The sequence below is a fragment of the Bradyrhizobium sp. genome (assembly GCF_017881085.1).
Lineage (GTDB): Bacteria > Pseudomonadota > Alphaproteobacteria > Rhizobiales > Xanthobacteraceae > Bradyrhizobium.
Window position 1 is genome coordinate 1 of sequence record NZ_JADGRI010000023.1, and the last position, 14,598, is coordinate 14,598.

The 14,598-nt window shown below is 64.5% G+C and carries 7 protein-coding genes; 4 read left to right on the forward strand and 3 right to left on the reverse strand.

The window, feature by feature from the left end:
- Window positions 1-45 precede the first annotated feature (45 nt).
- Window positions 46-1,524 carry a cytochrome P450 gene (locus tag QZ213_RS03950; RefSeq protein WP_291684751.1) on the reverse strand — a complete coding sequence of 493 codons (1,479 nt, stop codon included), beginning with the start codon at window positions 1,522-1,524 and terminating at the stop codon, window positions 46-48.
- A gap of 339 nt (window positions 1,525-1,863) precedes the next feature.
- On the opposite strand from QZ213_RS03950, the gene QZ213_RS03955 reads away from it, so the two are divergent.
- Window positions 1,864-3,156 (forward strand): MFS transporter, encoded by a 1,293-nt coding sequence (locus QZ213_RS03955; protein WP_291684752.1) that lies wholly within the window; start codon window positions 1,864-1,866, stop codon window positions 3,154-3,156.
- A gap of 39 nt (window positions 3,157-3,195) precedes the next feature.
- On the opposite strand, the gene QZ213_RS03960 is transcribed toward QZ213_RS03955, so the two are convergent.
- Window positions 3,196-3,807, reverse strand: a complete 612-nt coding sequence (locus QZ213_RS03960; RefSeq protein ID WP_291684753.1) for a TetR/AcrR family transcriptional regulator — start codon at window positions 3,805-3,807, stop codon at window positions 3,196-3,198.
- A 77-nt stretch (window positions 3,808-3,884) separates the two neighbouring features.
- On the opposite strand from QZ213_RS03960, the gene QZ213_RS03965 reads away from it, so the two are divergent.
- Together QZ213_RS03965 and QZ213_RS03970 are read left to right on the forward strand one after the other, a co-directional pair.
- Window positions 3,885-5,117, forward strand: a complete 1,233-nt coding sequence (locus QZ213_RS03965) for a cytochrome P450 (RefSeq protein WP_291684754.1) — start codon at window positions 3,885-3,887, stop codon at window positions 5,115-5,117.
- 152 nt (window positions 5,118-5,269) lie between these two features.
- Window positions 5,270-8,965, forward strand: a complete 3,696-nt coding sequence (locus tag QZ213_RS03970; RefSeq protein WP_291684755.1) for an AsmA-like C-terminal region-containing protein — start codon at window positions 5,270-5,272, stop codon at window positions 8,963-8,965.
- On the opposite strand, the gene QZ213_RS03975 is transcribed toward QZ213_RS03970, so the two are convergent.
- Window positions 8,962-11,451, reverse strand: coding sequence for a patatin-like protein (locus tag QZ213_RS03975; protein ID WP_291684756.1), 2,490 nt, complete (start codon window positions 11,449-11,451; stop codon window positions 8,962-8,964). The genes QZ213_RS03970 and QZ213_RS03975 overlap by 4 nt on opposite strands.
- A gap of 279 nt (window positions 11,452-11,730) precedes the next feature.
- On the opposite strand from QZ213_RS03975, the gene QZ213_RS03980 reads away from it, so the two are divergent.
- Window positions 11,731-14,589: a PAS domain S-box protein gene (locus QZ213_RS03980; protein WP_291684757.1), complete on the forward strand. Its 2,859-nt coding sequence runs from the start codon at window positions 11,731-11,733 to the stop codon at window positions 14,587-14,589.
- The last annotated feature ends 9 nt before the right edge of the window (window positions 14,590-14,598 follow it).

A 14,598-nucleotide genomic window follows, 5' to 3' on the forward strand; every position in this document is an offset into this window, starting at 1 on the left:
GGCATTACCCTCTGCCGCGTCCGTGTGCCGCCCATCGTGCCCGCTCTATGAATCCATCATGCAGCGGGCAGCCAATTCGTGATGGCTCACATCGTTCGACGATCTTTCGCCCGGTGAGCGTTTGCCAATGATCATCGGCAGCCCGTTCGCCGGCCGCAAGGTGACGCGCAAGCTCGGCCATACCGCGTGGCCCGGTCTCATCTGAAAATTGAAATTCTTGACGATCACCGCAAGCATCAGCGTCGCCTCCTGCAGCGCGAAGGCGGATCCGATGCATTTGCGCGGCCCAGCCCCGAACGGCAGATAGGCGAAGCGGTCGACCGTTGCTGAGGCGTTGCCGAGAAAGCGCCCGGGATCGAACACATCGGGCCGATCCCACAAGCGGCGATGCCGGTGCAATACATAGGGCGAGATGACGATCAGCGATCCCGGCCGGACCGCTTCGCCGTTCAACGCATCGTCATCGAGCGCGACGCGGCTGATCGCCGATATCGGCGGATACAGGCGGACGGTTTCCTCGATCACCGCGCGGGTCTCGGTCAGGCGATCGGCGATGCCGGCGTCGGCCGATCCCGTCAGTTCGCGGTCCACCTCGGCCTCGACCCGCTCGCGCCATTCCCGCGATTGGGAAAGCAGGAACAGGGCCCAGCTCAGGGTGTTCGCGGTGGTTTCGTGACCGGCGGCGATAAATGTCAAGATGTTGGAGCGCACCTCGGCTTCGGTGAGACTCTCGCCGCTGTCGGTATCGAGAGCCCCGAGCAGGTGGGTCAGGAGGTCGTTAGGCGCCTGGCGCGGCTGCTCCGCCAGAATTCGGCGGCGGTTGGAGATGACGCGGTCAACTTCGCTTTCGAAAAAATTGAGCGTCGAGCGCACCCGGAACCGGCTTAGCCGCGGGACAAAGTCGGGTACGCCGAGAATGTCGAGCGGACTGATTTTGCCGATCGTGTTGAAATACGTCGCCATCGCCATGCGGATGGCTTCTGCGTCCGATCCGAAACCATCGGAGAAGATGGTGCGCTCGACGACGTCGAGCGTCACCATGGCCATCTCGGCCGCCGCGTCGATGGTGGCGCAATCGCCAAGAGCGGACCACCGGTCGATCAAGGCCTCCGCAGCGGCCATCATCGCCGGCGTAAAATCCATCACCGTCCGGCGCGCAAACATCGGGGCGAGCACCCGCCTTTGCAGGCGCCATTGCTCGCCCTCGGCGCTCAACAGGCCGTCATTCAATCCTGCCGACAGCACTCGGCGCTGCAGGCGGTCCTTGCGGTAGTTCGCGGCGTTATCCAGCAGAACGCGGCGGATGGCGCCGGGCTCGTGGACCAGCAGCACATGGCCGATCGGCAGGCCGCCGGCAACGATCGGCTGCTCGAAATGCGGCGTCGCCCAGCATTCCAGCGGGTTGCGTTTCAACGTGCGGAGAAGGGCCAGCGGCTTGAGCGGGCGCGCTTGCGGTTTCGGCGCCGGCGGACGATACGCGCTTTCCGGGTTTGGCCGGTCGCTGTGTTCTGGTGCCTGAATCATACGGACGGTGCCTGTCACCCAAATATTCAAAGACTAAAGCCGTTTGAAAACAAAGATCAAAACGCCCATCCCGTCACCGGGTTCCTGCACCGCAACGAACTGGCCAGGATCGGCATCCCCGACGGCGTCAGCACGAAAAGTTCGACCGGCGCAAACCCTTCCTTAGGCATCCACGCCGCGCGAAAAGTTCACGGGTTATCTTTCAACCTGCCAAGAAAATCCTGCCCGGCGCAGTGCCACATGTGTCCGGCATCCGGTTTGCTTCTCGGGAAAGGCCTTGACCTTGTCACTCCCTGATGGTCCGAAGGACCGCCCCGGAATGACAAGGTGTAAAACCTGATGCGGCTTCCCTTCTTTTACGGCTGGATCATCGTCGTCGTGACCTTCGTCACCATGGCGATCGGGGTGAACGCCCGCACCGCCTTTTCGCTGTTCTTTCCGCCGATCATCGACGAGTTCGGCTGGGAGCGCGGGGTCACCGCGGGCGCCTTCTCGTTCGGCTTTCTGGTTTCCGGCGCCGTCAGCCCGCTGATCGGGCGCTTGATGGACCGCGCCGGTCCCCGCGCCGTAATGGAGCTCGGCGTTGCCCTGATGGCGGGCGGAATGCTGCTGGCGCCGCTGACGACCCAGCCATGGCATCTCTATCTGACCATCGGCGTCATGGTCGGCGCGGGAAGCGTCTGCCTCGGCTATTCCGGCCAATCGCTGTTTCTGCCGAACTGGTTCAATCGCCGGCGCGGCCTGGCGATTGGGCTTGCCTTCGCTGGTGTCGGCATCGGCTCGATGACGCTACTGCCCTGGGTACAGCACATGATCGAGCAGACCGGATGGCGTACCGCCTGTACGGCGATGGGGATCCTGATTCTGGTGGTGCTCGCGCCGATCAATCTGTTGCTGCACAGGCGCCCCGAGGATATCGGACTTCAGCCGGACGGCGACGCAGCCCCCTCGGCTTCGAACAAGCCGGTATCCTATGTCGTCGATCACCACTGGGCCGGGATCGACTGGACCCTGAGCCGTGCCGTGCGCACCGCGCGGTTCTGGTGGATATCGCTCGGCTATTTCGGCGGATTGTACATCTGGTACGCGGTGCAGGTTCACCAGACCAAGTATCTGCTCGACATCGGCTTCAGCCCGAACGTTGCGGTCTGGGCCCTGGGTGCCGTCAGCCTGCTCGGCATTCCCGGCCAGATCTGGCTCGGACACCTCTCCGACCGGGTCGGGCGCGAATGGATATGGACGGCCGGCTGTTTGGGTTTTGCGATCTGCTTTGCGGCTCTGATCGCGCTGAAGTCCTTTCCCACCCTGATGCTGGTCTATCTCATGGTGCTGGCGCAGGGCGCGCTCGGCTACGGGCTGACTTCCATCATGGGGGCGGTGGTGCTGGAAATATTTCAGGGCAAGCATTTCGGCAGCATCTTCGGCACGGTGATGCTCGCGGCGCTCGCCGGGGGCGCCGCCGGTCCCTGGGTCACCGGTTCGCTGCACGATCTCACCGGCAGTTACGCCGTCGCCTTTGCCATCGGCATCGCCGTCAGCGCGTTGTCCGCCTTCGCGATCTGGATGGCGTCGCCCGGCAAGGTGAGGGCGGTGGCCGGGCAATTGCACAAGGCGCGGGCCGGCGCCGCTTGAGAGAGGAGCCGATCACCGCCTGGCGATCGCGGCGTTTCGTCAGGCCAAAGCAATACCGACAGCTCTCTGCAGATCGCCGATCGCGCGCAGGAAGCTGTCGGCCGGTGTGGTCTCCGGATCGATCAGGCGGTGCAGACGGAAGCCGTCCTCCAGCGCGAGCAGTATCGCGCCGGTCCATGCCGGGTTCAGGGCGGCGTTCTTGCCGGATTTCTTCAAGGTGGTCTCGACAATATCGGTGATCAATTGCCGCCGGGCGCGCAGGCGCTTGGCAAGTTCCGGTCTGCGCTTTTCGGCGCGCGCGACAAACAGGATCATCTCCATGTGCAAAAGCGGAGAACGGCCGAGCGGATCCTGCCGGCTGCGGTCCATCGTTTTCAGGGCTTCGATGAAACCCGCGATGTTTTCGTGTCTGGCGAGAAGATCGAGATTGCGTCGAATGGATTGCTCGACGTGATCCTCGAGCATGGCGATGATCAGTTCGTCCTTGCTGGTAAAATTCGAATAGAACGCGCCGCGCGTGAAACCGGCTGCGGCCGCGATGGCCTCGATGCTGGCGCCGCCGATGCCCTGTTCCTCGAAGACGCGTGCCGCCGCCTCGAACAGCTTTTCGCGGGTGTCGTCCCGGGTCGGTCTGGTCCGAACTCTTGACATCGAAAGATTTTAAGTCAGAATGCAACTCGATACAAGAGTGTATCGAATTTCGGCCCGTCACCAGAGTGAGGTCATCCATGAACGAGCATGTTCAGACCGCCGCATCCGAGCCGCTGTTCAATCCGCTGTCGCCGGACTTCATTCGCGATCCCTATCCGCATTACGATCGGCTGCGCACCACCGATCCCATGCACCTCACGCCGTTCGGGGCATACGTCGCCAGCCGTCATGCCGAGGTCAGCCTGGTGATGCGCGACAAGCGCTTCGGCAAGGATTACGTCGAGCGGACCAAGCGGCGCTATGGCCCCGATATCATGGAGGAGCCGGTCTTCCGCAGTATGAGCCACTGGATGCTGCAGCAGGATCCGCCCGATCACACCCGCCTGCGCGGGCTGGTGGTGAAAGCGTTCACCGCGCGCCGGGTCGAGGACATGCGGCCGCGCATCCAGGAGATCGTCGACCAGACGCTGGATCGCATTGCGCCCCAGGGACGCATGGACCTGATCGAGGATTTCGCGTTCCGGCTGCCGGTCACGATCATCTGCGACATGCTGGGAATTCCCGAGGAACACCGCGAGGTGTTTTATACCAGCTCGCGCGACGGCGGACGGCTGCTCGATCCGGTGCCGCTGACGCGCGCTGAAATCGATAAGGCGAATGCCGGCAACCTGATGGCGCAGATGTATTTCCAGCAGCTCTTCGAGCTGCGGCGGAAAAACCCCGGCGACGATCTGACCACGCAGCTGGTGCAGGCCGAGGAAGACGGCAGCAAGCTCTCCAATGAGGAACTGACCGCCAACATCATCCTGTTGTTCGGCGCGGGCCACGAGACGACAGTCAATCTGATCGGAAACGGGCTGTTGGCGCTGCATCGCAATCCCGACCAGCTCGCGCTGCTCAAGGCCAATCCCGAACTCATCCCCAACGCCATCGAGGAATTCCTGCGTTACGATTCCTCGGTGCAATTGACCGGCCGGGTGGCGCTGGAGGACATCGACGACCTCGGTGGCAAGAAGATCCCGAAAGGTGAAAGCGTGCTGTGCCTGTTGGGTTCGGCCAACCGGGATCCCGCTGTTTATCCCGACCGGCCGGACCGGCTCGACATCACCCGCCCCAAAATCCGCCCGCTGTCCTTTGGTGGGGGCATCCACCTCTGCCTCGGGGCCCAGCTGGCGCGGATCGAGGCCGAGGTGGCGATTTCGACCCTGCTGCGCCGCCTGCCAGATCTCAAGCTCGACAACGCCGAAAATCCGGAATGGCGGCCCACCTTCGTACTGCGCGGCCTGAAGAACCTTCCCGGAAGCTGGTGAGGAGGCCCGCGCGCGATGCCGCTGTGACTTCGCCACAGTTGTCTCTATATATGGCGCTGCTCCGGGGTTGATTTCGGCGGCGGCGGGCGCGAGGCGCCAGCGGATGGGCCGGGTCACCGACCCGCCCTGGAGCGTGCTCAAAGGGAGACACCGTGCAGACGACGCTGCTCGGACTGGCGATTGCCTTTATCATCGCGCTGATGGCCGCGCTAATCGGGCCGTACTTCATCGACTGGAATCAATTCCGGCCGCAATTCGAGGCCGAGGCGACGCGGGTGATCGGCGCGCCGGTGCACGTCGCCGGCGAACTCGACGCGCGGCTGTTGCCGACGCCGTCGCTTCGTTTGCGCTCGGTGGTGGTCGGCGGCGCCAACGATCTCGGCAAGATCCGCGCCGACAAGCTCGATGTCGAGTTCAGCCTGGGCTCGCTGATGCGCGGCGAATGGCGCGCGGACGAATTGACGATCAACGGCCTGTCGGTCGATCTCGGCCTCGATCGGCAGGGCCGGGTCGAACTGCCGGCGTCGACCGGAAAATTCAATCTGGGATCGCTTTCGATCGACCGCCTGAACCTGACCGGCCGCGTCGCGCTGCACGATGCCGCAAGCCGCAGCACGCTGGAGCTGAGCGATATCGCCTTCTCCGGCGATGTGCGCTCGCTGGCAGGCGCGGTGCGGGGCGACGGCAATTTCGTGTTGTCGGGGCTGCGCTATCCGTTCCGGATTTCGTCCGGTCCGGCCGGCGACGGCAACGGCACCCGCGTCCATCTCAACATCGATCCCGGCGCGCGTCCGCTCGCCGTCGACCTCGAGGGCGTGCTGTCCTTCGAGGCCCGCACGCCGCGTTTTGACGGCGCGCTCGTGCTGGCGGTTCCCGCCGGGCTCAAGGCCCAAGGGGACGTCAAGGGCAATGTCCCGGTCACGCCCTGGAAAATATCGGCCAAGGTCAAGGCCGATCCGGCGACCGCAAAGCTCGACCAGCTCGATGTCAGCTACGGCGCGGAAGAGCGGGCGCTGAGATTTTCCGGCCTCGGGGATATCAGCTTCGGTGCGTCGCCGTTGCTGCATGCCGTGCTCTCGGCGCGGCAGCTCGATGCCGACCGGTTCGCCGCCCGGGACAACAAGGACAACAGCGCATCCGAGCTGCTGCGGGTAGTGCCCGGCTTGCGCGCGCTGATGGCCGGCATCCCGCAGTCGCCGATCCCGACGCAAATCGAGTTCAGCGCCGAGCAGATCATGCTGGGCGGCCGTCCGGTGCAGAACCTGGCCGCCGGGCTCAGGAGCGACACCAAATCCTGGACCATCGAGCGGCTGGACCTACGCGCGCCCGGCGCGACGCTGGTGTCCCTGACCGGCGCCAATGCGCCGGCCGGTCCGTCCAGCTTCACCGGCGCCCTCAGCGTCGAATCGTCCGATCCGGATGCGCTGGCGGCGTGGCTGCAGGGCCGCAGCGAGGTGACCTATCGCAGCCAAAAGCCGCTGCGCCTGCGCGGCAATGTCAGCGTGGCCGCGGGCGCCTTCGCGATCGAAGCCCTGAAGGCCGAGATCGACGGCGGCGCCGTCGAAGGCCGAATGGCGCTGTCAAATCTGCCGGCCGGCGGCGGCTCCCGCTTCGACGCCGAGTTGAAGGGGGAGCGGCTCGATCTCGATGCCGCGGCCGCCCTGACGCGTTCGCTGGCGGGCCCGCCGGGCGATTGGCCCGAGGAAGCGCAACTGTCGCTCGACATCGGCCGCGCCATTTCGGCGGGGCAGGAGTTGCGGCCGTTCATGGCGCGACTGGGCTATGGTCCGAAATCCTTCCTGCTCGACCGGTTGAAGATCGGCCAGCCCGACAGCGTAACGCTGGAGGGTGGCGGCAATTTCGATCGCGTCAGTTTGGTCGGAAGGCTGGCGCTCGATTCGACCGCAGCGTCGCTGGGCCAGCTTACCGCGCTCGTTGCGCCGTTCGCGCCGTCGGTTGCCTCGCGGCTCAATGGGTTGGGAACGGGTCCAGGCCCCGTGCGCACAAAACTGGTCCTCGATCTCAGCAGGAACAAAGCAGGGGCAGATGGTCCCATCGCCTCTGCCACGCTCGATCTGGATGCGCCGCAGCTCAAGGGCACCGCGACGCTCACCGCGACACCCGACCTATCGGCGCTGGGCGGGATCGATCTGGATGCCCTCCAGCGCAGCGAATTCAGCCTTGAATCGAAACTGTCGTCGGATCAGGGACGCATTCTGCTGGCGCTGCTCGGGCTTGATCGCGCGGTCGCCGCCGGTGAAGGCCCGGCGCAATTCGAGGGATCGGTGGCGGGCGTGTGGCATTCGCCGTTGCGGCTGAAAGCGAAGATGACGGGAAGCGGGCTGGACGCGGAAGCGCAGGGTACCACCGAGCCTTGGGCGCAGGAGGCCAGGGCCAGCGTCAATCTGAACGTTCGCGGCGTCAGTCTCGCGCCGCTGTTCGATCTCAAACCGACCGACCGGCTTGCGCAGAACGTCAGCCTGTCCTCGCGCGTGTCGCTGGCCGGCAACAGACTGACCTTCGACGATCTCGACAGCACGATATCCGGTTCGCGGTTGCGCGGGCGCGTCGCGGTGACGCTTGACGGCGAACGGAACGTCGACGGCGAAGTCGGTCTCGACACGCTCGATCTCGCGCCGGCGTTCGCGCTTGCCATCGGCGCATCCGGCCGCGATACGGCCGAGCCGCTCGGCGGCGGACTGTTGAAGGGCTGGCGCGGCCGAATCGCATTTCAGGCGCTGCGCGGCGCGCTGCCGGGCGGCGGAGAGTTGCGGCCCGTCAGCGGTACCGTCAGGAGCGACGGCCAGTCGCTGACCTTCGACGCCATCAAGGGCGGAATCGGCGGCGGCGAAACCACGGCGACCATTGACGCCAGGCCGAGCGCAAATGGCATCGCGCTGAATGCGAGCGTTCGGCTCACAGGCGTCGACGGCACCGCGTTGCGCTATCGGAACCTCGCGATGCCCACAGGGCGCAACTCGATGCAGCTGACGCTGACGAGCCAGGGCCGCAGCGCCTCGGCGCTGACGGGCGCGTTGTCCGGCAGCGGTACCGTGACGCTGGAATCCGCGCGCGTCGCGGGGCTCGATCCGCGCGCCTTCGAGGTCGCGATCCGCGCCAGCGATAGTGGCCAGGCGACCGACGACGCCAGGTTGCGGCAGATCGTCGATAAGGTACTTTCGGCCGGCGCGTTGACGGTGAAGGCGGCGCAAATTCCATTCAGTATCGGAGACGGCCGGTTGCACATCGGCGCGACTACGCTCGAGGCCGACGGCGCGCGCGCCATCATATCCGGCGGCTACGATATTCCCGCCGACCAGGCCGACATTCGCGTCATCCTTGCTTCCACCGCTGTGGGCCAGCCGACAAGCCGTCCGGAAATCCAATTGTTCGCGGTGGGCTCGCCTGATGCGCTCAACCGCACTGTCGACGTGGCGTCGCTGTCGTCATGGCTGGCGGTGAGGGCGATCGATCGCGAAACCCGCCGGCTGGATTCGATCGAGCGCGGTGAGCCGCCACCGGCAACGACGCCGGCGTCGCTTCCGCCGGCTTCGGCCGCAGCACCGGACGCGGAGCCTTCGGACCAGCCGACGTCCAACCTGCTGCTCCCAGGCCGCGATCTGCGCCGGCCGCCGCCGAAGCCAAAGTTCGGCGCGCCGCGCCCGCCGGCTGCGGCCGCGCCGCCAGCTTCCCCCGCCAGCCCCGGTGCCCCCGTGGTCAGTCAGCAGCTTGCGCCGCTACCGCCGCCGATCGAGGTGCGCCCCGCGCCCGGGCCTCCCCTGGCGCGGCCGAAGCCGAAGCCGCCGCTGGTGCTGACGCCGCCGGCCGCGAGCCCGCCGCGGCCCTAGGGCGCCGACTTGATGCTGCGCGCTTCCAGGGCGGCGATCGAGCTGCGCAATCTGGCGATCAAATCGACGCTGTTCGGCAGGTGTTGTTCTTCGGCGTCCAGAATTCTCTTGAACCCGCGCACCTTCAGCGCCGCGACCGAGCTGCGCTGCTTCTCGATATCGAGCCGCGCCGAATTGCAGACGATGTCGATCAACCGATCCAGCGCGTGGATACGTCCGAGCAGGTAATCGTTCTCGCGATACGCCCGTGAAAAGAACGCGGCAAAATGCGCGAAGCGGACGCCCCTCAGCGCGGTGCTTCCGCTGAATTCGCCAAGCGCGGTCGCGTCCTGCGGGCTTATGCGATCCACCAGGATCTCGTGGAGTTCGCCGGCCTCGCGCCAGGGCATCACCGGAAATGTCAAAACGTCCCAAAAAGGGAAGCCGAGGTGGTCGATGAGAATTTCCCGGCGCGCCTCCGGATGCCATTGGTCCGGATCGGTCGAGGCCAGCAGAATGTCGATATCGTTGGTGCTGGAATCGAGATTGATCTCCTCCGCCAGCCGGCCGATCAGATCGTCCATGGCCTCCCTGTGCCGCTGCACGAACAGTTCCGCATACGCCCGCAGCTTCTCGGCATCGCCGGCCGCCGGCGCCGAACGAAACAGGTCTTCGGCAAGGTCGCGGGTCGCAGCGGTGAAGGCGGAGACGTTTTCCTGGTGCTTGAGGTCTTCCAGGCAGTTGTAGAAATTCCGCTTCAGCGCGTCGATCGCCCGCCAGTTTCGATCCTCGAAATGCATGCGGTCGGAGGGCTGATAGAGCCGGTTCAGGCCTTCGATCAGGAAATGCAAGCGCCGCTTGCGGTAGTCGACGTCGAAATCAAGCAGCAGTTCCGTCCAGCGCGGATGCCCGGGCGCGGTCGCAGGGTTCTCGAGGATCGGCTGCCCCCTGCTGTAGACGATTCCGGTTTCGGCCGCCCAGACGTCGACGATTTCCGCTATCGCGCGGGCGAATTGCGAACGCGGCGCCGCTCCGCGAATGCCGACGATCAGGCTTGCGATGAAGGCGCGGACGGAGGCCAGCTTGAGCCGGATATACCCTTCATAGGCAAATCCGGCATCGATCCTCACCTGTGCGTTGATCTGTTCGCGCCAGGCGCGGATTTGCCCGGACTGGGCAGGCCGGTCCGGCAGCGTGCCGATGATCTCGGCAACGAACTGGCTGACGTTCGGCCTCGCATTCTCGATGATCTCCCGCAGCAGCTTCATTCGATCGTTGAAATCGCTGACCCAGCCAAGTTCGTCCGCCACGGGATCGGCGCTGGGCAAATCGGATAACGCGCCCTTCAGAGTCGAGAAAAAGCCGGGAAGGTCGCGGCGGTTCGAAGTGCCGGATCGATCCGGATCGGGGTCGATATAGACCAGCCGCCGGTCGACCTCGCGGTACGCCGGGCGATCCCGGATGGCTGCTATCGCCTGGTGAAACGGCCGGTTGTTCAGCACGCTGCCGTCGATGAAATAGATCGTGGCGGGATCGATGTTCTTGCGGGAGTAGGGCTCGAAATTCCCCGCGATGAATCTGGCGCGCCGCGGCCAGTCGACGGATTTGCGCGCGATAAACTCGTCCATTTCCCTGATCTGCGCCGGCGGGAACGCGCCCGGAAAGGACGACGTCGCGCGCGCCGCGAAGGCCAGGGCCGCGGCATTCTCCAGCACGAAGTCGCTGACGCTCTCGCCGTTGGCCTGCTGTCGATAGGCAAAGTGCAGAATGTGCCGGTGCTCACGCTCGTGAATGATCGGCGGATTGTGGATCGGAATCGGCTGCTCATAGCCGTGGTAATCGGTCACGGCGACATAGAGATCGAGCCCGTGGCCGGCCGGCAGCAATGACGCCGTTCCGTTTCCCGGATCGACCATTGAAGTCACCGCGTTGTACATCAGCTCGGACATCCGCGATCCCGAGAGCGGCGGCCTGAACCAGCGGGACCGCACGAACAGCGACAGGTTCTGCCGGACTTCCGGATCCTTGATCGGCTCCCACAGGCCGGTTGCGCCCAGTAGCCAGATCATCGGCTTGAGGATCAGTTTGCTGGCGGCGCTCGCGCGGGCCTCTGGAGCAAGCAGATCGCTGACGTCGGCATGGTTCAGCCAGAGGTCGCGCAGCGCACCCATCGGCAGGTCATGACTGAGCGCACGCGCCAGCATGGTGCCGTTGATGCCGCCGGCCGAGGCGCCGGCGATGACATCGACGATGACGCGCAGCTCAAGCGTCTGCCCGATATCCCGAAGCAGTTCGAAATAGATCTCGTCGGTGTCGTACTCGGGATCATTGCGGTCGAACTTGTCGAAGAAGTTTGCCGCCGATCGCTCGGAACGGTTCATGATGCCGTGCAGGGCGCTGGAGGCGCGAACCAGCTTGAGAATCTCCTTGCTGATTCCATACATGTAGACCGCAAGCGAAACGCCTCCGAAGCATACCAGCGCTATTCGGAGCTCCTTCTCTTTCAACGCTTGGTGTCCTTTCGGGCGGCATCGCCCTTTGTCGCGACGCGCGTGGGCCGAGAATCTGTCCGTTGACAATACCGATATCGGACAGCCCAAAAAGCCTAAACACGGGCCGAATGGACATGTCGACAGGGATCAACGGATGACCCGGCAGCCGCCCCGCTGCGGTCATGCCACGGCGAGCCCGCCGGGCCGCTGCCGCCGACGGCAATTCCGACGGAACCAAAGTGCCCGCAGAGCATTTACCGGGGTTGATGTTAGGGCATTTCGAGGGGGGAAAAGGTGCCTGACGAGGGTGTATCGGCCGGATCCGGTGGATTGTTTCCGACCGCCGGCGGCGAACTTGCCACATTGATTCGGCAGTTCGACTGGGCGAAAGCCGGCCTCGGACCGCTTTCGGCATGGCCTCAAAGCCTGAAAACCGTCACCGAAACCCTGCTGCGGTCGCCCGTGCCCATCGTGCTGCTATGGGGCGACGACGGCGTCATGATCTACAACGACGCCTATTCAGGCTTCGCCGGCGGCCGGCACCCGAAACTGCTCGGGTCGAAGGTGCGCGAGGGATGGCCCGAGGTCGCCGACTTCAACGACAACGTCATGAAAGTGGGGCTGAGCGGCGGTACCCTGGCCTACACGGACCAGGAGTTCACCCTCTACCGGCATGGCCGCCCCGAGCAGGTCTGGATGAATCTGGACTATTCGCCCGTTCTGAACGAGGCCGGCCGGCCGGCCGGCGTCATCGCCATCGTGGTCGAAACCACGCAGCGGGTGGTTACCGAACGATTACTGAAGGACCGCGAAAACGATCTTGCCCGCGTGCAAAAAATCGCCCGCATCGGAGGGGTCACGGTCGATCTCAGGAAGGGCTTCGACAACGGACGCCGCTCGCCCGAATATCTGGAGATACACGGCCTGAACCCGGACGCCGTCGATACCCACGAGGACTGGGTGAGGCGCCTTCATCCCGAGGACCGCGACCGGGCCGTGCAGCATTTTCTCGCGACGATCAATGGACCCGAACTCCGCTATTCGTCCGAATACCGCATCGTCAGGCCGAGCGATGGGCAGGTCCGGTGGATCGCCTGCGAGGCGCAGATCGAGCGGGATGAAAAGGGCAAGCCGCTGCGGCTGGTCGGCGCCCACATGGACATTACCGAACGCACGCTGGCGAAGGAATTGCTGAGAGAGAGCGAAGAGCGCTTTCGGCTCATCGCCAACAGCGCGCCGGTGCCGATGTGGGTCAGCAAGCTGGACCGCACCCGCAGCTTCGCCAATCAGGCCTATCTGGATTTCCTCGGCCTGCCATATCAGGAGGCGATTGTCTTCGACTGGCGGGAGATTCTTCACCCCGACGACCAGGCGCGGATCGTGCAGGAAAGTGTCGCGGGCGAGGCCTCGCTGAAGCCGTTTGTGCTGGAAGCGCGATATCGCCGGTCCGATGGCGCATGGCGGTGGATGCGATCGGAATCACAGCCGCGCTGGGATCCGGCCGGCAAGCATATCGGTTTCATCGGGGTGGCTCACGACGTCACGGCCGCGAAGGAAGCTGAAGGCGAATTGCGTCGCCTCAACGAAACGCTCGAGCAGCGCATCGGGGAGCGGACCGCCCAGCTCGAATCCAATGAGGCGCAACTGCGCGCGATGTTCGAAACCAGCAACCAGTACCAGGGACTCCTCGACCTCGACGGCAAGGTGATCTACGCCAACAAGACCGCGCTGGCCGGAATCACGGCGACCGCGGCTGATGTCGTCGGCAAGCCGTTCTGGGATACGGCCTGGTTTTCCGCCACCCCCGAGGTTCGCGAGGCCGTCGTCAATGCCTTTGCGGCGGTCAAACGCGGCGAAAGCATGCGGACCGAGATGCTGCTGCATTTGCCGATTGGCGACCGCTATTTCGATTTTGCCATGCGCCCGGTGTTCGATCAGCATGGCAGCGTTACCGCCGTGTTGCCGGAAGCGGTCGATATCACCGAACGCCGCCAGGCCGAAGAGGCGCTGCGTCAATCCCAGAAGATGGAAGCGGTCGGACAACTCACCGGCGGCGTCGCGCACGACTTCAACAATCTGCTGACGATCATCCGTTCGGCTACCGATTTCCTCCGCCGTCGCGAACTGCCCGCCGAGCGTCGTCGCCGCTACATCGACGCGATTTCCGACACGGTGGACCGGGCGTCCAAACTGACCGGACAGCTGCTGGCGTTCGCGCGCAGGCAGCCCCTGGCGCCGCAGGTGTTCGATGTCGGCCTGCAGGTCGAAGGCATCGCGCAGCTGATCCGTCCGCTTGTCGGTGGAAGAATCCAGATCGGTCTCGAGATCCGCGATCCCGATTGTTTTGCGATGGCCGATATCGCACAATTCGAGACCTCGCTGATCAATCTCGCCGTCAACAGCCGCGACGCCATGAACGGCGAGGGGCTGATCTCGATAAGTGTCGAGAAGGCGAATGCGATCCCGGCGTCGGGCACCAGCGAAAAACGCGGCGGAAAATTCATCGCAGTTTCGGTCACGGATACCGGCACCGGCATCGCGCCCGACAAACTCACGTCCATCTTCGAGCCGTTTTACACGACCAAGGAGGTTGGGAAAGGCACCGGCCTCGGTCTCAGCCAGGCCGTCGGATTCGCCAAGCAGTCCGGCGGCGAAATCGTCGTCTTCAGCGCTTTGGGAGAAGGCTCGACATTCACCATCTATTTGCCGCAGGCGGCGGCGCCCGCGAGCCAGGCGGACATCAATGCAGGCAATCTCGAGGCGGCCACGAGCGGCCGCGGCCACCGCATCCTGGTGGTGGAAGACAATGAGGACGTCGGACGTTTTTCGACTGAATTGCTTCAGGATCTGGGCTATGCAACCCGTCGGGCCGATAATGCCAAGCAGGCACTGGCGCTGATCGCCGCGGATCAATCCGCTTTCGATCTGGTGTTTTCCGATGTCATCATGCCCGGCATGAACGGCGTGGAGCTGGCCACGATCATACGCGAGCGGCATCCGCATCTTCCGGTGGTCTTGACCAGCGGTTACAGCAGCGTCCTGGCCGAGAATACCCATCACGGGTTTGAACTGATTCAAAAGCCGTATTCGGTGGAAGCCTTATCCCGGGCGCTGCGCAAGGCCATTTTGGAACGGTCATCGACCGGCACGTAACGCCGACCC

Bases quoted from the DNA above. Each gene is read 5' to 3' on its own strand.
- QZ213_RS03950 (WP_291684751.1), bottom strand. From the start codon at position 1,524: ATGATTCAGGCACCAGAACACAGCGACCGGCCAAACCCGGAAAGCGCG.
- QZ213_RS03955 (WP_291684752.1), top strand. From the start codon at position 1,864: ATGCGGCTTCCCTTCTTTTACGGCTGGATCATCGTCGTCGTGACCTTC.
- QZ213_RS03960 (WP_291684753.1), bottom strand. From the start codon at position 3,807: ATGTCAAGAGTTCGGACCAGACCGACCCGGGACGACACCCGCGAAAAG.
- QZ213_RS03965 (WP_291684754.1), top strand. From the start codon at position 3,885: ATGAACGAGCATGTTCAGACCGCCGCATCCGAGCCGCTGTTCAATCCG.